The organism is Paenibacillus silvae, assembly GCF_014639235.1.
Taxonomy (GTDB): domain Bacteria; phylum Bacillota; class Bacilli; order Paenibacillales; family Paenibacillaceae; genus Paenibacillus; species Paenibacillus silvae.
Map to the genome: position 1 here is coordinate 64,966 of NZ_BMFU01000002.1, position 20,312 is coordinate 85,277.

Annotated in this window: 21 protein-coding genes and 1 riboswitch; of the genes, 18 read left to right on the forward strand and 3 right to left on the reverse strand. The window is 46.2% G+C overall.

Annotation, left to right across the window (positions count from 1 at the left end; all coding sequences use genetic code 11):
- Nucleotides 1–13: 13 nt before the first annotated feature.
- From IEW26_RS06375 to IEW26_RS06420, 10 genes are all read left to right on the forward strand, one after another.
- The gene (locus IEW26_RS06375) at nucleotides 14–415 is read left to right on the forward strand and encodes a hypothetical protein (RefSeq protein WP_188591753.1); all 402 of its coding nucleotides are present in this window, start codon (nucleotides 14–16) and stop codon (nucleotides 413–415) included.
- Nucleotides 408–962, forward strand: coding sequence for a hypothetical protein (locus tag IEW26_RS06380; protein WP_188591754.1), 555 nt, complete (start codon nucleotides 408–410; stop codon nucleotides 960–962). Before IEW26_RS06375 ends, IEW26_RS06380 begins: the two co-directional genes overlap by 8 nt.
- Complete coding sequence (locus IEW26_RS06385) at nucleotides 949–1,971, forward strand: hypothetical protein (RefSeq protein ID WP_188591755.1); 1,023 nt, start codon at nucleotides 949–951, stop codon at nucleotides 1,969–1,971. The genes IEW26_RS06380 and IEW26_RS06385 overlap by 14 nt, the downstream gene beginning before the upstream one ends.
- 52 nt (nucleotides 1,972–2,023) lie before the next feature.
- Nucleotides 2,024–3,577 (forward strand): ABC-F family ATP-binding cassette domain-containing protein, encoded by a 1,554-nt coding sequence (locus tag IEW26_RS06390; protein WP_188591756.1) that lies wholly within the window; start codon nucleotides 2,024–2,026, stop codon nucleotides 3,575–3,577.
- A 45-nt stretch (nucleotides 3,578–3,622) separates the two neighbouring features.
- Nucleotides 3,623–3,732, forward strand: a riboswitch (TPP riboswitch).
- A 226-nt stretch (nucleotides 3,733–3,958) separates the two neighbouring features.
- Entirely contained in the window at nucleotides 3,959–4,702 is a 744-nt protein-coding gene (locus IEW26_RS06395) for a thiamine phosphate synthase (RefSeq protein WP_188591757.1), read from the forward strand.
- A gap of 27 nt (nucleotides 4,703–4,729) precedes the next feature.
- Nucleotides 4,730–6,007, forward strand: coding sequence for a glycine oxidase ThiO (thiO, locus tag IEW26_RS06400; protein WP_188591758.1), 1,278 nt, complete (start codon nucleotides 4,730–4,732; stop codon nucleotides 6,005–6,007).
- Complete coding sequence (gene thiS, locus IEW26_RS06405; protein ID WP_111271708.1) at nucleotides 6,004–6,207, forward strand: sulfur carrier protein ThiS; 204 nt, start codon at nucleotides 6,004–6,006, stop codon at nucleotides 6,205–6,207. The genes thiO and thiS overlap by 4 nt, the downstream gene beginning before the upstream one ends.
- A gap of 51 nt (nucleotides 6,208–6,258) precedes the next feature.
- Nucleotides 6,259–7,026: a thiazole synthase gene (locus IEW26_RS06410; protein WP_188591759.1), complete on the forward strand. Its 768-nt coding sequence runs from the start codon at nucleotides 6,259–6,261 to the stop codon at nucleotides 7,024–7,026.
- Nucleotides 7,023–8,072 carry a ThiF family adenylyltransferase gene (locus IEW26_RS06415; protein ID WP_188591760.1) on the forward strand — a complete coding sequence of 350 codons (1,050 nt, stop codon included), beginning with the start codon at nucleotides 7,023–7,025 and terminating at the stop codon, nucleotides 8,070–8,072. Before IEW26_RS06410 ends, IEW26_RS06415 begins: the two co-directional genes overlap by 4 nt.
- A gap of 145 nt (nucleotides 8,073–8,217) precedes the next feature.
- Nucleotides 8,218–8,913, forward strand: a complete 696-nt coding sequence (locus tag IEW26_RS06420) for a winged helix-turn-helix transcriptional regulator (RefSeq protein ID WP_188591761.1) — start codon at nucleotides 8,218–8,220, stop codon at nucleotides 8,911–8,913.
- 218 nt (nucleotides 8,914–9,131) lie between these two features.
- Here IEW26_RS06420 and IEW26_RS06425 read toward each other — a convergent pair whose 3' ends face one another.
- The gene (locus IEW26_RS06425; RefSeq protein ID WP_145401853.1) at nucleotides 9,132–9,632 is read right to left on the reverse strand and encodes a C40 family peptidase; all 501 of its coding nucleotides are present in this window, start codon (nucleotides 9,630–9,632) and stop codon (nucleotides 9,132–9,134) included.
- Nucleotides 9,633–9,935: 303 nt separating this feature from the next.
- Nucleotides 9,936–10,577, reverse strand: coding sequence for a thiamine diphosphokinase (locus IEW26_RS06430; protein WP_111271703.1), 642 nt, complete (start codon nucleotides 10,575–10,577; stop codon nucleotides 9,936–9,938).
- Between the two features lie 189 nt (nucleotides 10,578–10,766).
- Between IEW26_RS06430 and IEW26_RS06435 the strand changes: the two genes are divergently transcribed.
- Both IEW26_RS06435 and IEW26_RS06440 read left to right on the forward strand, forming a co-directional pair.
- Nucleotides 10,767–11,462: a trimeric intracellular cation channel family protein gene (locus IEW26_RS06435; protein WP_188591762.1), complete on the forward strand. Its 696-nt coding sequence runs from the start codon at nucleotides 10,767–10,769 to the stop codon at nucleotides 11,460–11,462.
- 1 nt (nucleotide 11,463) lies between these two features.
- The gene (locus tag IEW26_RS06440) at nucleotides 11,464–11,931 is read left to right on the forward strand and encodes a low molecular weight protein-tyrosine-phosphatase (RefSeq protein ID WP_188591763.1); all 468 of its coding nucleotides are present in this window, start codon (nucleotides 11,464–11,466) and stop codon (nucleotides 11,929–11,931) included.
- Nucleotides 11,932–12,118: 187 nt separating this feature from the next.
- Here the strand turns inward: IEW26_RS06440 and IEW26_RS06445 are convergent, their stop codons facing one another.
- Nucleotides 12,119–12,850 (reverse strand): alpha/beta hydrolase, encoded by a 732-nt coding sequence (locus IEW26_RS06445; protein ID WP_111271700.1) that lies wholly within the window; start codon nucleotides 12,848–12,850, stop codon nucleotides 12,119–12,121.
- A 254-nt stretch (nucleotides 12,851–13,104) separates the two neighbouring features.
- Between IEW26_RS06445 and pdhA the strand changes: the two genes are divergently transcribed.
- The 6 genes from pdhA (at nucleotide 13,105) to IEW26_RS06475 (ending at nucleotide 19,879) form a co-directional block, all read left to right on the forward strand.
- Nucleotides 13,105–14,172 (forward strand): pyruvate dehydrogenase (acetyl-transferring) E1 component subunit alpha, encoded by a 1,068-nt coding sequence (gene pdhA / locus IEW26_RS06450; RefSeq protein WP_145401862.1) that lies wholly within the window; start codon nucleotides 13,105–13,107, stop codon nucleotides 14,170–14,172.
- Between the two features lie 105 nt (nucleotides 14,173–14,277).
- Nucleotides 14,278–15,255: an alpha-ketoacid dehydrogenase subunit beta gene (locus IEW26_RS06455; protein WP_111271698.1), complete on the forward strand. Its 978-nt coding sequence runs from the start codon at nucleotides 14,278–14,280 to the stop codon at nucleotides 15,253–15,255.
- Between the two features lie 176 nt (nucleotides 15,256–15,431).
- Nucleotides 15,432–16,754: a dihydrolipoamide acetyltransferase family protein gene (locus IEW26_RS06460; RefSeq protein ID WP_145401864.1), complete on the forward strand. Its 1,323-nt coding sequence runs from the start codon at nucleotides 15,432–15,434 to the stop codon at nucleotides 16,752–16,754.
- 3 nt (nucleotides 16,755–16,757) lie between these two features.
- A complete protein-coding gene (gene lpdA / locus IEW26_RS06465) occupies nucleotides 16,758–18,173 on the forward strand; it encodes a dihydrolipoyl dehydrogenase (RefSeq protein WP_111271696.1) in 1,416 nt (471 codons plus the stop codon).
- A gap of 268 nt (nucleotides 18,174–18,441) precedes the next feature.
- The gene (gene thyA / locus IEW26_RS06470; RefSeq protein WP_145401866.1) at nucleotides 18,442–19,236 is read left to right on the forward strand and encodes a thymidylate synthase; all 795 of its coding nucleotides are present in this window, start codon (nucleotides 18,442–18,444) and stop codon (nucleotides 19,234–19,236) included.
- A gap of 148 nt (nucleotides 19,237–19,384) precedes the next feature.
- Nucleotides 19,385–19,879 carry a dihydrofolate reductase gene (locus IEW26_RS06475; protein ID WP_145401868.1) on the forward strand — a complete coding sequence of 165 codons (495 nt, stop codon included), beginning with the start codon at nucleotides 19,385–19,387 and terminating at the stop codon, nucleotides 19,877–19,879.
- Nucleotides 19,880–20,312: the final 433 nt, after the last annotated feature.

The window sequence follows — 20,312 nt, forward strand, 5'->3', positions numbered from 1 at the left end:
GAGCTGATATAACATGTCACGTAATACACAGCATCTGATGCTGTTCTGTACGGCGGTTGTGCTTTTTGTGGCAGCCTGCCTGTACGGGCAGCGGAACATCGCTATCTTAATGGGTGCCCTGAATGAAAGAGCAGCAAGCGTTACAGAAATGGATGGCAGAATCCATACGACGCTGCATTCAAGTCAGCTGAATCGTTACACTGGAGCTGAAGTGCTGCATACTGTGCGGCAAATGACAGGCACCAGGGTCCAGGTGGAGGTAGATGGTCATGAATATGTCATTGATCCGCTTGCTGATTCGCCAGCCACAATTCCGGTCGAACTGGAAGGCAGTTACCTGCCTGTGTATAACCGAAGCGACGCCGGAGAACTGTTAAAGCTTTCTTTTCGGAAGGAGGTAGAAAGCAATGATTAATGCAGCGTCCAAATTATTGGCCGTACTGCTGGCCGTGCTGCTGCTTTATATTTATCCTGCAGCCGAGACGGCTCAACGTCAGGATGACATAGCACGGATGACTGCGTCCCAGAGTGTCACTCGTTTCGTTGATGCTGTGCGGACCAAAGGGTATATTTCTCCTCGAATGCTGGCAGAGTTTGAAGAGCAGTTAGCGGAGACGTGCAACAATTATGAACTCTCCATGGAGCATTTGCATAAAAAATATGTACCGCGTTATACGGACCCGATGAATCAGAGCAGTTTTACGGGGACCTATGAGGTCGTTCATGACGGCTATTATTTATCCCAGATCCGGGAAAGTCTCTTTCCGGTGTCAGGCACATTGACAATGGATGATCCGGGGCGCAGATATAAGCTAAGCGTGGGGGATTTTTTCTCTGTAAGCCTTAAAAGCACCAATCGTACACCGTCCATGCTTATTCGAGAATGGCTGCAAGGCGGTACAGCACAGGCGGCCGCGGTTTTTACTGCACATGGAGGCATGGTGCTGAATGAAGATTACTGAGCTTGGCATCGTGTTTGTATTGATTTTCTTCCCGTGCTTTTACATGCTCACACTTCATACGGATGATGCACAAAAGGCGAACCTGCTTGCAACCCGTTACCAAAAAGCACTTCAAACCGCAGTGATGGATGCAGGTGCAGTCATGCATCAGAACGAGAAACCGCATGCGGAGGCGGCTTATGATTCTGCCAAGTTTGTCAGAGCGGATAAGGAGCTGGCATTGTCCACCTTTACACAAACGATGGCTCTAAATATGGGGATTCAGGATGATATGCGGGCTATTCAGCATATGTTTGATTACATTCCAGCCATCGTTGTACTGGATTATGACGGTTATTACATTTTTGCCAAAGAAAACGAGATGACCGGGGATATGCAGCAGTCCTTCAGACAGGTGTGGAGCCCCAAAAGGCCTTATACATATACAGATTCGGATGGGAACAGCATTAATTTTACACTTGATCGTTATGTGTATGCATATGATGCTGGCACAGGTAAATGGATCGAGGGCTTCCAGCAAGAACTGGCTGGTAGCAGCACGATCGGACTGCTTCAGGATTCAACTGTATTTGAACAGGTACGGCGTACTCGAATCGTGACTCGTGTTCAGGATGAGCTTGCAGAGGTCATTAATCGGCATAATGAGTTTGCAAGAAAAAATGGTGTGTCCTATGTATTCACGATGCCACTAATTTCGCAGGAGGATTGGTACAATTCGATCAATGACATCGGTTTTATCGCTTTTATGCAGGGAATTGCATCCGGGGATCAGAAAATAAACAATTTTGCGATCGGCGGGAGCAGACTGGTCAAAAGAACGGCAGTTGTTGGCGGGCTCGATCCCGCAACAGGTATTAAATATCATTATCCTGCCAACTGCAATCCTGGCTTTCGCGCTCAAGAGGTGTTTACGACTGCGAGGCAGGCAGCGGCTCAAGGTTATTTTGAATACAATTGCTCTGCTCAATTTTCATTACTTTCAGAAAAGACAGAACCTGTGCTAAAATAAAGGTTCAAAAATTAACTGAAGTCATGTAAATAGATAGGAGCAGCCTCATCTTATGAGTTTATTGTCTGTAGAGAATGTCAGTCACAATTTTGGGGACCGTACATTATTTAAAAATGTTTCTTTTCGTCTGCTTGCAGGAGAGCGCGTCGGCCTGGTCGGGGCCAATGGTGCAGGCAAATCAACCCTTATGAATATCCTCACGGGAAAACTGCTGAAAGACAGCGGTAAAGTGGAATGGACGCCTAAAGTCCGTTATGGATATCTGGATCAGCATACAAAGCTGACTCCTGGCAGAACGATTCGTGATGTACTGAAGGATGCTTTTCTGCCACTGCTTGAGCTGGAAAAAGAGCTGATGCAGATCACCGATCAGATGGCTGATGCAAATCCGCACAGACTGGAGCAGCTGCTGGAGGAAATGGGTGAAATTCAGGAGCAGCTGGAGCAGGGCGATTTTTATCTGATTGATGTCAAAGTGGAAGAAATGGCAAACGGTTTGGGGTTAAATGCGATTGGTCTTGATCGGGACGTTGCTGCCCTGAGCGGTGGACAGCGCACTAAGGTGTTGCTTGCAAAGCTGCTGCTGGAGAAGCCAACTGCCTTATTGCTGGATGAGCCGACAAACTATCTTGATGTAGAGCACATTGAATGGCTGACGCGTTATTTGAAAGACTATCCGCACGCCTTTCTGTTGATATCACATGATACAGAATTTATGAATGAAGTTGTGAATGTGATTTACCATTTGGAATTTGCCAAACTCACACGCTACGCTGCCAATTATGAGAAGTTTCTGGAGATGGCGGATATGCAGAAGGCGCAGCATATTGACGCCTATGAAAAGCAGCAGGAATATATTAAAAAGCAGGAGGACTTTATTCAGCGGAATAAAGCTCGTGCATCCACCTCGGGACGCGCAAAAAGCCGGGAAAAGCAGCTTGGCAAAATTGAGCGGATTGATCGTCCGGACGAAGCGGCAAAACCAACTTTTAAATTCAAGGATGCCCGTGCAAGCAGCAAAACCGTGTTTGAAGGTGTTGATTTTGAAATTGGTTATACGTATCCGCTCCTGCCAAAGATGACGATGACCATCGAACGCGGAGAGAAGATTGCTATTGTGGGCTGTAACGGTGTCGGCAAATCAACACTGCTCAAGACAATTCTGGGTAAAATCCCGCCCATTAGCGGTAAAACCTTTCTCGGAGATTATCTGGAGACGGCATACTTTGAGCAGGAAGTACGTGCTGCAAATATCACGCCGATTGACGATGTGTGGAATGAGTTTTCTCATTTGACTCAAAATGAAGTGCGTGGACATCTCGCCCGCTGCGGCCTCAAAAATGAACATATTACACGTCCTTTGAACATGCTGAGCGGTGGGGAGCAGGCTAAGGTTCGTTTGTGCAAGCTGCTGATGCGTGAAAGCAATTGGGTGCTGTTTGATGAGCCAACGAACCATCTGGATGTTACTGCGAAGGCCGAGCTTCAGCGTGCGTTGAAGGAATACAAAGGAACCGTTTTGCTTGTATCCCACGAACCGGATTTTTACGAAGGCTGGGTCACCAAAACGTGGAATGTGGAAGAATGGTCTGAAAAAGCACGATGACAAAAAAATCCGACTGTGGTAATATAGGCTACAACTTCAACTTCATATGAACACTAGGGGGGCCGCACGATGCGGCTGAGATGGAAGAATGCGATTCCGGACCCTTTGCACCTGATCTGGATCATACCAGCGTAGGGAAGTGGCGCGTTTCAGCATAATGACAGTAAGTGATCCTTTTATGAACGAACAGGAACCTTACTATACAGTGATGCAGGCATGAGTTACCGCCGAACGGTTATGACTTAACTGTTTAACAGGTATTAGCTGCACGCTCGTTATTTAACTGGACCTTTGTTTATACGCAGCCACTCCTACGGGAGTGGCTTTTTTGTGTTATGCCATTTCCGTACTTTATGCTGAACCGATGAGAGGAAGGACAACGTGAACAAAACAAGGCTTGCGAAAACAGAACTTGCGGCAGAAAGAAATGAAATGAACAAACAGCTGAACGATCCCTCTCCAAAGCAAATGGACAAATGCAGCCCGATGTGCTGCCAAGATGACTCCTCCTTTGAACTGCATGTTGTGTCTACCAATAGGGGTGAGCAAACCACTGTACTGAACGTTGTCAAGCAGATATGGCCTTGGGTGGATTACATTCATATCCGGGAAAAACAGCTCTCGCTGCTGCAGCATTTCATCTGGGCCAGCCACATGACAGAGTCAGGGGTTCCATCCTCACGTATTGTCATCAACGGGGCCAATCCGTTTGTGCCCAGCGAATTTTGCCGGGGTGCACACTGGAGTCAGCAGATGCTGACGAAGGCGGAGGTGAGCATGAATACTGTGAATAAGGGGGAACGGATGCGCTTGGGAGTATCGGTGCACTCCTTACATGAGGCGCGTGCGGCAGCGGATTACGGTGCGGATTACCTGTTTTTCGGTCATGTGTATACAAGCCGCAGCAAACCTGATCTAACGCCCAGGGGGGTGGACGCGCTGGCTGAAGTATGCTCAGGCGTTGATATTCCTGTGATTGCCATTGGTGGTATCCAGGCATCCACCATCCAGGCGGTGCGGTTAGCTGGAGCCCGTGGTGCTGCAGTGATCTCAAGTGTATTTCAGCATGAGCACCCGGCTCATGCGATTCGTCTTATAAAACAGGCTGCAGAAAGAGTAATATGAATGTTTCAAAATCAAGGAGATGAGCACATGCAAAAGCGTGGAAGCGTTCCACCTGATCAAGGTTCTAATGATCCATCCAGATTGGATGCATGCTATGCCTCGGATGAAACATATGAATCCGATACTTCATATGAAACTGCCAATATCCCGCGATCCACAGCATCCTGCAAGCTCCATGCAGAAACCATTATTGTTGGCGGAGGTGTTATAGGCTGTGCTATTGCCTATGAATTGACACGAAGAGGACATGAAGTGCTTCTGATCGAGCAAAACGAGATTGCCAGTGGAAGCTCCTGTGCAGCTGCGGGAATGCTGGCTGCGGATAGTGAGGATTTTACTCATCCTGTTATTGCTCAGGCTGCTCTTGAAAGCAGGGCGTTGCTGCACAGTCAAAAGGATCAATTGTCTGCTCTATCGGGCATGGAGCTCGGATTGAGGCAGAGCGGATTCATCACACCCTTCAGATCATACAGTGAACTAAGTCGTTATAAGGAAAATCGAAGGTCTTCTTCATTGACGGAACAGATTTGGTGGGATAGAAATACGGTGCAGCGAGAAGCCGGCTGGCTCAATCGGGATACGTATGGTGCTTATTACCGATCATTGGAGAGTGAAATTCTGCCCGTGTCATTGACAAGAGCTTATGTGAGGTCAGCACACAGGATGGGTGCCGCGATATGGGAAGGCGTCAAGGATATTCAATTAATAGGGAATCAACTTGGTGTACAAGGGATTGCTACCCCGAAGGGAAATATCACTTGTAAACACGTAATTATAGCCGCTGGCTTGAATGGTGAAACGCTGCTGCAGCAGGCTCGTATTGACCTGCCTACAACTCCGGTCAAAGGAGAGATAGCCGCGATTCAATTTCCGGCGGACCAAACAGCTTACAAGCCGGATCGCACGCTTTATGCGGAGGATGTCTACATCGTTCCAAAAGCGAATGGAGATGTGTGGATCGGAGCTACGAGCTGGCCCGGGAAAAAAGATCACAGCGTATCAGCCTATAGTGTGCAACGATTGCTTGGTGCCGCAAGCAGCTGGGTTCCGGGCATCAAAGAAGCTCATTTCTTGCGGGCATGGGCAGGTGTGAGACCTTCAACCCCGGATGGTCTTCCGTATATAGGAGAATGCGAAAACATGCCTGGTTTGTTTACTGCCTACGGGCATTACCGCAACGGAATATTGCTCAGTGCGGTAACCGGACGCTGGATTGCAGACATGCTGGAGGGCAAAAGAGCTGAAGAGATTGGGATTGAAGCCTTATCACCTAATCGATTGAACAGAAAGGAAGTTGTGCGTTGAACATTATCGTGAACGGACAGAAGATGGAAATTGATGATGATTTGAATCGGGTGGACAAATTGCTGCAATCCTTTAACCTGCAAGTGAAAACGGTTGTTGTAGAGCTAAATCGTAACATTTTGACAAAGGATCATCATGAAACAACAGCGCTGAGAGAAGGTGATCGAATCGAAATTGTTCATTTTGTCGGTGGGGGCTAACTAAGATAGATCGCAGCATAGTTAATCATTTTAATTTGGGAGAGTGATGATATGCTTCATATCGGAAAATATGAATTTAATTCAAGACTGCTGCTGGGAACAGGCAAGTTCACGGATATGCAAGTTCAGAGCCAGGCTGTAGAAGCCTCGGGTACAGAGATATTGACCTTTGCGGTACGCCGTTTGGATCTGGAGGAGGCGGGTAAGCAGCATTTTCTGGACACGCTGGATTTAAGTAAATATACACTCCTGCCAAATACGGCAGGTGCCTCAACTGCAGAAGAGGCGGTGCGGATTGCGGAGCTTGCACGGGCGTCAGGACTTTGTGATATGATAAAAGTTGAAGTCATCGGAGACGGAGTAACGCTGCTTCCCGATCCGCTTGAAACGTACAAGGCTTGCAGCATTTTGCTGGAAAAAGGCTTCACGGTGCTGCCTTACATTTCGGACGATGTTATTTTAGCCAAACGATTGCAGCTGCTGGGAGTTCATGCAGTGATGCCGGGGGCTTCTCCGATCGGTGCGGGCCGAGGCATCATTAATCCGTATAATTTGGAAATCGTTATTGAGCAGGCTGTTGTGCCCGTCATTGTTGATGCAGGTTTGCGCTCACCCAAAGATGCTGCTTATGCCATGGAGCTGGGAGCGGACGGTGTACTGCTGAACACGGCGGTATCCGGATCTCATGATCCGGTCAGTATGGCCAAAGCGATGCGGCTCGGGGTGGAGGCAGGAAGGCTCGCGTATACAGCAGGCATGATTCCGGTGAAGCGTTATGCGGCAGCAAGCAGTCCGGCGGAAGGAATGGTTCATACATGACAGAACAGTTATACCAAGCGGAGCAGGTCGATCGTTATTCCAGACAGGAGCGATACGCACCGCTCGGCCCAGAGGGTCAGGCCAGATTAAAGGAAAGCAAGGTATTAATTATTGGAGCAGGCGCACTTGGAACAGGTATTGCCGAAACGCTGGTTCGCTCTGGTGTTGGGCAGATTACCATTGTCGATCGGGACTATGTGGAATGGAGCAACCTGCAGCGGCAGCAGCTCTATGTTGAGCAGGATGCAATAGAGCGCATGCCCAAAGCCATGGCGGCCGTCAAACGTTTAACTGCGATTAACTCTACCGTTCACATTAAAGCCAAGGTGATGGATGTACGCGTAGACGAACTGGAAGAGCTCATCGCGGATGCCGATCTGATTATGGATGCAACCGATAATTTTGATACAAGGTTACTCATTAATGATATGGCTCAGAAGCATCAGATTCCATGGATTTACGGGGGCTGTGTCGGCAGCTACGGGATTACGTATACGTTTTTGCCCGGGGAGACACCTTGTTTGAACTGCCTGCTGGGCGAAGTGCCTCTTGGCGGAGATACCTGTGATACGTCGGGAATCATTCCTCAAGCGGTGCAGATGGTAACGGCGAATCAGACAGCGGAAGCGATGAAGCTGCTTAGTGGCAACACAGCGGCTCTTAGACGAAAGCTGTTGTCTTTTGACGTGTGGCGCAACGAGTACATATCCATTAATGTGGATGGAGCGAAAAAGCTGGACTGTGCTTCATGCGGCCCATCTGCCACGTATCCGTTTCTTTCGGCATCCAATCTGGAGAAAACGGATGTACTTTGCGGCAGAGACACGGTGCAGATTCGTCCTGCGCGGCCCATGCGGCTTGATCTTCAGCAGACAGCTGATCGTCTGACTCGGCTTGAAGAAGGAAAAGTGGAGAGTAATCCTTTTCTCGTGTCATTGACAACAGGTAAGCATAGATTGGTCATTTTTCAGGATGGTCGTGTTCTTGTTCACGGTATAAAAGACACGGCTGAGGCGCGTACTTTGGTACATCGCTATTTTGGCTAAATAAATAAACTCAATGTACACTCCAATGTGATGAAGGTTTAAAGTCTGTTCCCGGTGGTGGGAATGGACTTTTTCTTTTTAAGGCATCCTAACGGTACAATGCTTGCCGGAGAGCGGCGGAAAACAGACGGGCCGGGTGAGATGTATGAAAACAGCGATTATGTTAGCTGGTACGGGTGAGGTAGCCCGACGCATAGAGCATATTTTGCAAGAAGAAGGTTATGAAGTGAGGCGGCTTGACTGGTCTGAATTAGAAAAGCCGCGAGAACCAGATGCTGCTCGGGAACAGTTAATCATTCTTGTGGATCGGGATACAGCGGATTTACAGAGAAGCGTGCAGGAAAGAATGATTTTGAAAAAATGGATTCAAGGAAACGTGCCCCCCATTCTTGTCATAATTCCCGAAGCTTCTCCGCAGCAAGTGATTGACTGGCTTGATTTTGGAGCAAACGACGTCATGGAGGAACCCCTGCATCCGAAGGTGATGTTAGCCAAAATACGCAGCTTGCTTCGGCTTTTTGCCACTTCTTCGTATGATGGGGAGGAAATCATCGTTGTGCAGGACCTCAAAATCAATCTTCGTTCACGCAGAGTGAGCCGTGCGGGACAGTACTTGAATCTGACTCCCAAAGAGTATGAATTATTGGAATATTTGGCGACACATCTGAATGAAGCTTGCACGCGTAGTGATATTTTACGTGAGGTGTGGGGGTATGACTTTGCGATGGATACGAATGTCGTAGACGTGTATATTAAACATCTCCGGGGCAAGGTTGATAAAGGGAGAGATGCAAAGCTGATCCAGACGGTACGGGGGGTTGGATATATGCTATACGGATAATGAAATAAGTAGATAATGGATCTCTTTATTATAAGGAGAGCATCCACCATTATCCAGTTTGAACGGAACAGCATATCGGGTAAATATATAATACAGAAACACTTGACTAAATGGGGACAGAAGTAATCTATTCCGTTATTTATTCAGTTAGATAAAGAAAAGACCGGATCAATATGACCCGGTCACGTATCATTATTCGATTGTAAGGTAAGGGCGTACTACAGTACGCGACGAGCTGTAATGTACGTTTTTTTCCAATTACCAGAGTTCAAATCCGACAGTGTTACGCCTGGAGAGCCATACGTATGAAGAATCTGTCCGTTGCCGGCGTAAACACCTACATGGGTAATGTTGGAACCAGTAGAGCGGCTGCCGCTAGAGAAAAAGACCAGGTCGCCTACACGAAGATTCGCTTTTGAGACATACGTGCCTTCCTTGGATTGTTTTACGGACGTGCGCGGAAGGTCTACACCATACTTTTTAAAAATATATTTCATGAATGAAGAGCAGTCAAAGTACTTGGTTGTTGTAGTCGAAGCACCAAATTTATATGGAGTTCCCATAAAGTTTTTTCCATAGTTCACAATTTGTTGTCCTGTCGATACAGATGCTGTTGCGGCTTGCGCCACAGGTGCATTTGTCATTAGTACAGCTCCAAAACCTAGTGTAGCGCACAACCCGACGGTTACGGCCTTTTGGATCAAGAAGTTTGTTTTCATGTTGTTATTACCTCCAAAATTCGTTTTCGTTAAGTTGCTAGAGCGAGTATAACAGGTTTGTAACAACCTAGAAATTGGATACATAAGCAAAAAGGTTGATAGATCAGTAGTTTTACTATGATTATTAAAATACGATTAAAAATGTCAAAAAATTAATCATTGACGAATGAGAAAATAGAACAAAATTAAAAATCCCCTTGATTATCAAGGGGATTTCGTTGTTTATTTATATTTTTATTTTCAAAATCAGGTTACAAAAAAGTAATAATTAAAGGGCGGCTCAATAAGCATTCGGGCAAAAAATCAGTCTTTGCTTTGGATAATCAACAGAAGACCACTGTCAATTGTCACTGTGCCAGAATCACTTAACAGCTTGTTGCTGATCCCCAAAGACTGTCCCATGCGGATGGTTGCTTGATCCAGCGGGTACATAAATCCTTCCAGACATATGCCGGTAACCTCGTGCGTTAAAGGAAGAAGTGACACATATGTATATCCACGTTTCTCTACAACAGCACTTGAGGTCGTCAGCGTCATATAGTTATGCTCATCCTGAAGTGCACATGCAATATGATGCTGCATAGCCCGTACCATTATATGAACATTCGCAAGTGTATGATCCATTCGTGTGCCTGTGGCTCCAAAGATGAGAATATCGGTAGGCTCCTGATCAAGAGCTGTTTCAAAAGCCATTTCTGTATCGGTAAGATCCTTGTGCACAGGATCGCATGCGATAAACTCTACACTATTACGGCTGACGATCTCCCGTTCTGCTTCGGAGATAGAATCAAAGTCACCTACAGCGATATGTGGTTTAATTCCATGTTCGATTAGGTACAGGGCTCCGCGGTCAGCTGCGATGACGATGTCATCAGCCTTGATTTCCTGAAGGAACTCTCTAGCGAGCAAACCGCCTGTAAAAATCACGATACGTTTATAATCCATTCTATTTTCATCCTTCCTTATTATATAGAGGAAAACCATTTACATTTATAGTAGGTTGCAATACAACAAATGATACAACTGTACACAAAACCAGTATAATCGACAAAATGTGGTTGCACAATTTCTACACTCGCGGATACAATGGGGAGAGCGACATGGAGATGACTTGAAAAGTGAGGTTTGAACAGGTTGGACTTACACATTTTTGAAGTATTCAGCATTATCGGTACAATCGCGTTTGCAATGTCTGGTGCATTTGTGGCAATGGAAGAGGAGTATGATATTTTGGGTGTGCTGGTGCTCGGGCTGGTGACAGCATTCGGAGGAGGTATTATCCGCAATGTGCTTATTGGTGTGCCAGTAACGACGTTATGGAGTCAGGGTACGCTTATTATGCTTGCGTTGGTATCGGTAGCTGTTGCTTTTGTACTGCCTCTCAAATGGATAGGTCATTGGAAACGCACAGAAGCATTATTTGATGCGATTGGACTGGCTGCCTTTGCGATCCAGGGAGGATTATACGCAGCTAATATGGGCCATCCGATCAGTGCAGTCATTGTAGCCGCTGTGATGACGGGCATCGGGGGAGGAATCATTCGTGATCTTCTTGCCGGACGAAAACCACTTGTGCTGCGTGATGAAATCTATGCCGTTTGGGCGATGACAGCCGGGTTTGCAATCGGTATGGGCTGGTTTACTACGAACGTTGGTCTTCTGATTTGTTTCGTGACGGTAGTCTTTTTCCGGATGTGCTCGGTGCATTATAAATGGAAGCTGCCGCGCCGCTCATTGGCTGCAGGCGAGAGTACTGTCGTAAAGTCGGAGAACCTGATCAAGCAGCATACACCGTCCCCAATTCAAGGGACTCTAAGCAAGGGGGATTAACATGATTAACGTTGTATTTGTATGTCTTGGTAACATTTGCAGATCACCTATGGCGGAAGCGGTTATGCGTCACAAGGTCATTCAGAAGGGCTTTGCGGATCAGATTCGAGTGGATTCGGCGGGAACAGGCAACTGGCATATCGGAAAACCTCCGCATGAAGGTACGCGAAAATTGCTTGATTCGGTTCAAATTTCATATGCGAATATGACAGCGAGACAATTTGCGAGTGAAGATTTTACTCAATTTGACTACATTATATGTATGGATAACGCGAATGCGGATAATGTGCGAAGCTTGCCGGGAGGAGAAGAGGCAGAGATCCTTAAATTTATGGACTTGCTTCCGAATGAAACGCTGAGAGAAGTACCGGACCCTTATTACACAGGCAACTTTGAAGAAGTGTACGAGCTGGTGAATGCTGGCTGTGATGTGTTGTTAAACAGAATTGAGCAAGAGCATTCGTTATAGATATTAAACATTGGTGAAATGGCAAAGAAGCAGGAAGGAAACGAGAATGATTCAGAAGCTCCTGCTTCTTTTTCAGGGCATTAATGTAAGCGGTAACAATATGGTGGAGGATCAAATCAAGTTTTTAAAAAAAGAAAAGCGGCTGAGCAGCCGCCTGACAAATAAATGGGGTAGAATCTTGCTTGTATTATTCTTGCAAAAAGTAGAGCAAAGCATCCGGCAGTTCCTTTTGCCAGAAGCCCCATTGGTGATTCCCGTCCTTCTCCTGATAGGAGACGTGAGCCCCGCGTTTTTCCAGCAAATCACGAGTATTCCGGTTCAGCTGTACAAAATCATACGTTCCAGTGTCGGCTTCGAAGGCCGTTTCCTGTAAACCGACAATCATCCAGATCGACAGCCATGACAGATCCTCAGCCGCAGCATAGATTTCCTGAGAAGCGGAGTAGAATGCGCCAGACATGCTGATTACGCGGGTAAACAGTTCTGGATACAACAGTGCCAAATGGAGTGAAACACTGCCGCCAAGCGAATCGCCAGCAAGAACACGCTCCTGCGGAGAACGTCTTACAGGATATTTCTCTTCCACATAGGGAATAATCTCTTCTGCAAAGCACTTGGTGTAGGCTGTGAATCGACTGCCGAAAGGAGCGTACTCCTGAGTTCTTACGGGTACGTGCACTTGAACCCCTACTATTATGAAAGGTTCGGCACCTTCATCGAGAATGATGCGGTTGGCTGTTGTGGCGATTCGTCCAAAGTTAAAAAATTCCTCGCCATCCTGGCAGTACACCACAGGGTAGCTAAGCAGTTCGTTGTAGCCTGGAGGAAGATAGATGCGAAGGGTCCGTTTCTCACCGAGGTAACGGCTTTCAATCTCTTCCTTAACAATTGTCCGTTTCAAATAGCGGGAATCCGTCATAAAACGTCACCTTTCCGGGTTATTTTTGCATTCGACCGCGCAATACGGTAAGATTAACCTGGTGCGGGGATGGGTCAAACACGCAATCATGTATTATGCTGTTATACCAATATTAGACCCCTGTTATACATACAATCCAAAAGGAAACATAAAAATATTACGGATTTCTTTGACGTATGCAGTGAAACAGGTGTATAATAATAATATAACAGCGGAACTTGATATTCAAATTTTTTGTTGAGGTGAAGAAAAAAATGAGCAAGGTTCCTTATGAAGTATACACGGAGGATGTAGAAGCTCTGTCCGTGCTGTCTCCTGACGGCGAAATTGTTAACAAAGACATGATGCCTAAGCTTTCCGACGATCAATTAAAAGAAATTATGTATCGCATGGTATTTACCCGTACTTGGGATGACCGTGCAGTAAACCTTGGCCGTCAAGGACGTCTTGGTTTCTATGCTCCAGTATCTGGTCAAGAAGCTACAATGGTAGGTAGTGAGTTTGCCCTTGAAAAAGAAGATTTTATCGCTCCAGGCTATCGCGACATTCCGCAACTCGTGTGGCACGGACTTCCTCTTTATCAAGCGTTCCTGTACTCCCGTGGACACCAGCACGGTGGACAAATTCCAGACGGCGTTAACGTATTGATGCCGCAAATCATCATTGGTGCACAAATTCTGCACGCAATGGGTATTGCTATGGGTTACAAATTGAAAAAACAAAAACAAGTAGTTATCACATACACAGGTGATGGCGGTTCTTCCGAAGGTGACTTCTATGAAGGCCTGAACTACGCTGGTGTATATAAACTGCCTGTAATCTTCTTTGTACAAAACAACGGTTATGCCATCACAACTCCTTTTGCTAAACAAACAGCAGCTCTGTCCATCGCTCACAAAGCGGTAGCAGCAGGTATCAAAGGTGTTAAAGTTGACGGTATGGACATCTTTGCTGTTATCAAAGCGGTTCAGGAAGCTGCTGAACGCGGACGTAATGGCGAAGGCGCAACGTTGATCGAAGCTGTTACTTATCGTTTCCGTCCACACTCCCTCTCTGATGATGCTTCCAAGTATCGTACGAAAGAAGAAGAGGCTGAGTGGAGCGTAAAAGATCCAATTGCACGTTTTGCTAAATATCTGGAGAAAAAAGGTCTGTGGACTGAAGAAGATACAGCACGTGTAAAAGAAGAAGCAAAAGCAAAAGTGAACGAAGAGATCAAAAAAGCGGAAAAAACCGAGAAAATGACTATTTCAGGCCTGATCGACAGCATGTTCGAACAAACGCCTAAGCACTTGGAAGAGCAAAAAGCTGATTTCCAATAAGTTTTTTCCGATAAAGCATAAACATCCGGCACCAGCACTGGTGTCTCGGTATACATGTATGAATTCAAATGTGAACTGTCAATGTTTAAGGAGGAAATGAAGCAAATGGCACAATTGAACATGAAAGAAGCAATTCGTGATGCGCTTCGCGTAGAGCTGAAACGTGATCCTAACGTTCTGCTCTTCGGTGAAGACGTAGGTAATGTAGGCGGCGTTTTCCGTGTAACGGAAGGTTTGCAAAAAGAGTTTGGTGAAGAGCGTGTATTTGATACACCGCTGGCTGAATCCGCAATCGGCGGTCTGGCTGTAGGTTTGGGTATTCAAGGCTTCCGTCCGGTAGCTGAGATTCAATTCGTAGGTTTTATCTTCGAAGCCCTTGACCAAATGGTGGTTCAAGCAGCTCGTATGCGTTTCCGCTCTGGCGGCAAATACAATTCTCCAATCGTATTCCGTACACCATTCGGTGGCGGCGTTAAAGCGGCAGAATTGCACACAGACTCTCTGGAAGGTTTGCTCACGCAAACTCCGGGTATCAAAGTGGTAGTTCCTTCGAATCCGTATGATGCAAAAGGTCTGATGATCGCTTCTATCCGTGATAACGATCCGGTATTCTTCATGGAGCACTTGAACCTGTACCATGCATTCCGTGCAGAAGTGCCTGAAGAAGACTACGTTGTTGAGCTTGGTAAAGCAAACGTTGTTCGTGAAGGTTCTGACGTTACGATCATTACTTACGGTATGATGGTTCATACTTCTGTAAAAGCTGCTGAAGAGCTTGAAAAACAAGGCATCAAAGTTGAGGTTATCGACCTTCGTACGATCAGCCCGATCGATATCGATACGGTAGTTGCTTCTGTTAAGAAAACAAACCGTGCAATTGTTGTACAAGAAGCTCAAAAGAGCGCGGGTGTTGCTGCTGAAGTCATTGCACAAATCAATGAAAAAGCAATCCTGCATCTGGAAGCACCGGTTCTGCGTGTAGCTGGTCCGGATACGGTATATCCATTTGCACAAATCGAAGATACATGGCTGCCTAACCCTGCGCGTATCGTTGCAGCGGTTAACAAAGTCATGAACTTCTAATTCAATCATCTGACATGCCGCAAGGCGCAGTATGGTGATTCACATCGCAGCTCAGGCTGCACTGTAAACAGCCATTAGCCCCTTGATTGACAGTTATTTGCACTCGCAGTAACAGTTGGTTTTTGGAGCTAAGGGTTGTTTTCAGGATTGAGCAAATAATCAAGGAGGTTTTTCAGTTGGCTAAATTTGAATATAAATTCCCTGAACTGGGCGAAGGCCTTCACGAAGGCGAAATCATCAAGATGCACATCAAAGTCGGGGACAAAGTAACTGACGACGATATCATCATGGAAGTACAGAACGACAAAGCGGTTGTTGAAGTTCCTTGTCCGGTTAACGGCACAGTAACTGAAGTTTTCGCTAAAGACGGTCAAATTTGCCACGTTGGTGAAGTTGTAGCGGTAATCGATGCAGAAGGCGAACTGCCTGAGCAAGACGATGCTCCTGCTGGCGACCAAGGTGCACAAGAGAAAGACGCAGCACAAGGCGGAGCTGATACTAGCGGTTCTTCTGCAGCAGCTTCCAGCTCCAATGCAGCGCAAGAAGGTGGCAGTAACAGTGTTCCTGCAGTACCTGCAAAAGACGTTCTGGCTACGCCAAGCGTTCGCAAATTTGCTCGTGAGCAAGGTGTAGACATCGCTCAGGTTAACGGAACTGGCAACAACGGTAAAGTAACCAAAGAAGATGTGGAATCCTTCAAAAACGGTGGCGGTTCTTCCGCAGCGGCATCTTCCGAAGCTCCGGCTCAAGAAGAGAAAAAATCCGCAGCACCTGCAGCTGCAGCAGCTGATCAACGTCTTGAAGAAGAGCGCGTACCATTCAAAGGTATCCGTAAAGCAATCTCCAATGCGATGGTTAAATCGGCTTACACTGCACCGCACGTTACAATCATGGACGAAGTGGATGTAACTGAGCTGGTTGCTTTCCGTACGCGCATGAAACCAATTGCAGAGAAAAAAGGTACAAAAGTTACTTACTTGCCATTCATCGTTAAAGCATTGGTTGCGGCTTCCCGTCAATTCCCTGCTTTGAACGCAATGATCGATGAAGAAGCAAATGAAATTGTATACAAAAAATACTACAACATCGGTATCGCTACAGATACAGACAACGGCTTGATCGTTCCTGTAATCAAAGATGCTGATCGCAAATCCATCTGGATGATCGCTGATTCCATCCGTGATCTGGCAGCTCGTGGACGCGAAGGCAAGTTGGGTCCTAATGAAATGAAAGGCAGCACAATCTCCATCACTAACATCGGTTCTGCTGGCGGTATGTTCTTCACTCCAATCATCAACTTCCCAGAAGTTGCAATCTTGGGCACAGGACGTATTAGCGAAAAAGCCGTTGTGAAAAACGGAGAAATCGTTGCAGCACCTGTAATGGCTCTGTCCTTGAGCTTCGACCACCGTATTATCGATGGCGCAACAGCACAAAACTTTATGAATTACATTAAACAGCTGCTCGCTAACCCTGAGCTGCTTGTTATGGAGGTGTAAGATATGGTAGTAGGCGACGCTTCTCTCAATATCGACACATTAGTAATTGGTGCGGGACCTGGCGGCTATGTAGCTGCCATCCGCGCTGCACAACTGGGCCAAAGCGTATTGATCGTAGACAAATCCGAGCTGGGCGGCGTATGTTTGAACCGCGGATGTATCCCATCTAAAGCTCTGATCTCTGCTGCACACCAATACGAGTCTGCACTTCACGGCGATGCTTTCGGTATCTCCGCTGAGAACGTAAAAGTAGACTTCGCGAAAACGCAAGAATTCAAAAACGGCGTTGTTAAGAAAATGACTGGCGGCGTAGCTGGTTTGCTTAAAGGCAACAAAGTTGAAGTTTTTAACGGTGAATGCATGTTCATCAACGAAAACGAAGCGCGTGTATTCAACGATCACGAATCCCCGCGTTACAAATTCAAAAATGCAATTATCGCAACAGGTTCCCGTCCAATCGAACTGAAACCTTTCCCGTTTGGCGGACGCATCTTGTCTTCGACAGAAGCATTGAACCTGCCTGAAGTACCAAAAAGCCTGATCGTTATCGGCGGCGGCTACATCGGTGCTGAGCTTGGTCAAATGTACTCCAAATTCGGTGCGAAAGTAACCATCATCGAAGGTCTGGATACTGTACTGCCAGGTTTCGATAAAGACATGACTAGCCTTGTTGCTAAAAACATGAAGAAAACAGGCATCGAAATCGTAACGGGTGCAAAAGCGGAAAGCGCTGAGCAAACAGATAAAGATGTTACTGTTAAATATTCTGTAAATGGTGAGTCCAAAGAAGTAACTGCAGATTACCTGCTCGTTACTGTAGGACGTCGTCCTAACACAGACGGAGAACTGGGTCTTGATATGATCGGTGTTGACGTTGACGAGCGTGGTTTCGTTAAAGTTGACCACCAAGGTCGCACAAGCATTCCTCATATCTTCGCAATTGGTGATATCGTATCTGGTCTGGCTCTGGCACACAAAGCTTCTTACGAAGGTAAAGTGGCTGCTGAAGCAATCGCTGGCCAACCGTCTGTAGTAGACTACAAATGTATGCCAGCTGTTGTGTTCACAGATCCTGAGTGCTCCAGCGTAGGTTACACGGAAAAAGAAGCAAAAGAAAAAGGCTACAAAGTAAAAGCAGGCAAATTCCCTTATGCGGGTAACGGCCGTGCGGTATCTTTGAACCATGCTGAAGGCTTCGTGAAAATCGTTGCTGACGAAGAAAGCGGCCTTGTACTGGGTTGCCAAATCGTTGGTCTGGAAGCTTCCAACCTGATTGCTGAGCTTGGTCTTGCAATCGAGATGGGTGCAACTTTGGAAGATCTGGCGCTTACTATTCACGCTCACCCAACTTTGGGCGAAATCGTAATGGAAGCAGCGGAACTGGTAATGGGTCACCCGATCCACATCATCTCCCGTTAAGATCATCTAAAGCTCGGATTCGTCCGGCATCATATGTACATCCGAAAGAGACGAATAGCGCTGATGCGCTGTTCGTCTTTTTTTTGTTAAGTGTGTATCGTGGTATTACGGTTTTACAGTGTTCTGGTACAAGTTTGATGAGGTTATAAGTCTCTTGCCATAGTGTGAAGGATTTATGGTACACTATTAAAATGATCAGACCTGAAATGTCTGTAGCCCATTTGGTTATTAGTGAGCAACATATATAGAGATGCGAGGAGATACCAACATGAAAAACTATCTCGATTTATTACAAGATATACTGGATAACGGCGTGCATAAAGGGGATCGTACTGGAACAGGCACGCAATCCGTGTTTGGCAGACAGCTCCGTTATGACTTGTCCGAAGGATTCCCGCTGGTGACGACCAAGCGAATTCACCTGAAATCGGTCATCCATGAGCTGCTGTGGTTCTTGAGTGGTGATACAAATATCGCTTATCTGAAGGAAAACGGTGTGAAGATCTGGGATGATTGGGCCGATGAGAACGGTGATCTTGGCCCGGTGTATGGCTCACAGTGGCGTACATGGGAAGCGCCCAATGGGGAAAAAATAGATCAGATAGCAGCTGTGGTGGATTCCATTAAAAATAATCCGGATTCCCGCCGTCATCTGGTAAGCGCATGGAATGTGGCCGAGATCAACAATATGAAATTGCCGCCTTGTCATTTTGCGTTTCAATTTTACGTAGCTGAGGGTAAGTTATCCTGTATGCTGACGATGCGATCTGTCGATACATTCCTTGGACTTCCCTTTAACATTGCCAGTTATGCGCTTCTGACACATATGATTGCTCAGCAGTGTGACCTTGAGGTTGGTGAGTTTATCTGGTCCGGCGGAGATGTGCATATCTATTCCAATCATGTGGAGCAGGTGAAAACCCAGCTGGAGCGAGAGCCCTTTGCCCTGCCTAAGCTGATTATCAAGCGGAAGCCGGATTCCATTTTTGACTACAAGTTTGAAGATTTCGAATTTGAGAACTATCAGCACCACCCGGGCATCAAAGCACCAATAGCGGTATAACAGGCGGCATTTTCCCCTAAAGAAAAGGGAATCGAAAAAATCTGGGTATAACCGCTGCTCTCCAGATTGTTCTGTCATGGGAGTGGATGGTGTAAAATCTTTAGTTCAACCTTTACTTATTTTCATTCAACGGAAGGAGGCACGTTTGTTGAGTATTGAACTTGTATGGGCTATGGGAGAGAACGGTGTTATCGGGCTTAACAATTCGCTTCCCTGGCGATTGCCGAAAGATATGGCGTTCTTCAAACAGCAGACGATTAACAAAACAATTATTATGGGGCGGAATACATGGGAGTCCTTTGGCGGCAAGCCGCTTCCCCAGCGTCGTAATATTGTTGTGACCCGGGATTTGAATTACAAAGCAGATCAAGCGGAGATCGTACATACGATTGAAGAGGGGCTTGCTGCTGCACGGGGCGAGCAGCTCTGTGTTATCGGTGGTTCTCAGGTGTATCGGGAGTTCTTACCGTTTGCCGACCGTCTGGTCGTGACCAAAATTCACGCACAATTTGAGGGCGATACCTTCTTTCCTGAAGTAGATTGGTCGGAATGGGAATTGAAGGAGCAGATTGAAGGCGAGCAGGATGAGAAAAACGTCTATCCCTTCACGTTTGAATTTTACGAGCGTAAACAACAGGTGTGAAGCGTATCGTGTGATTCGAGTGAGAATACAATAGAACAAGAGGCATCGACTTGCGAATTTTTCGTGAACGGTGCCTTTTTATTTTTCATGGATAGTTAAAATTGAAGCAGTATTATGATATGACATTAATATGACACCTGAACTGGATGTTTTTGCATAATATACATTTGGCCGGATTGAGTTTTGGTTAAAAAGTGTAAAAACAGTGTGAGTCAACATTGTAAAGCTTTAAATCATGACTCTAATTCGGTATCAGAGTTATTTTTTCCAAAACTATTGATTTTAATGGTAATTTATCTTACATTTATATAACATTATTAAGAATTATCTCTGAAACTATCGGTTATTACGAAGGGCATCTTGCGTTTTAAAACCAAATTTCTGCTATTGACCATATGTTGATTTGAACGCTATCATGAATAAAATACAAATA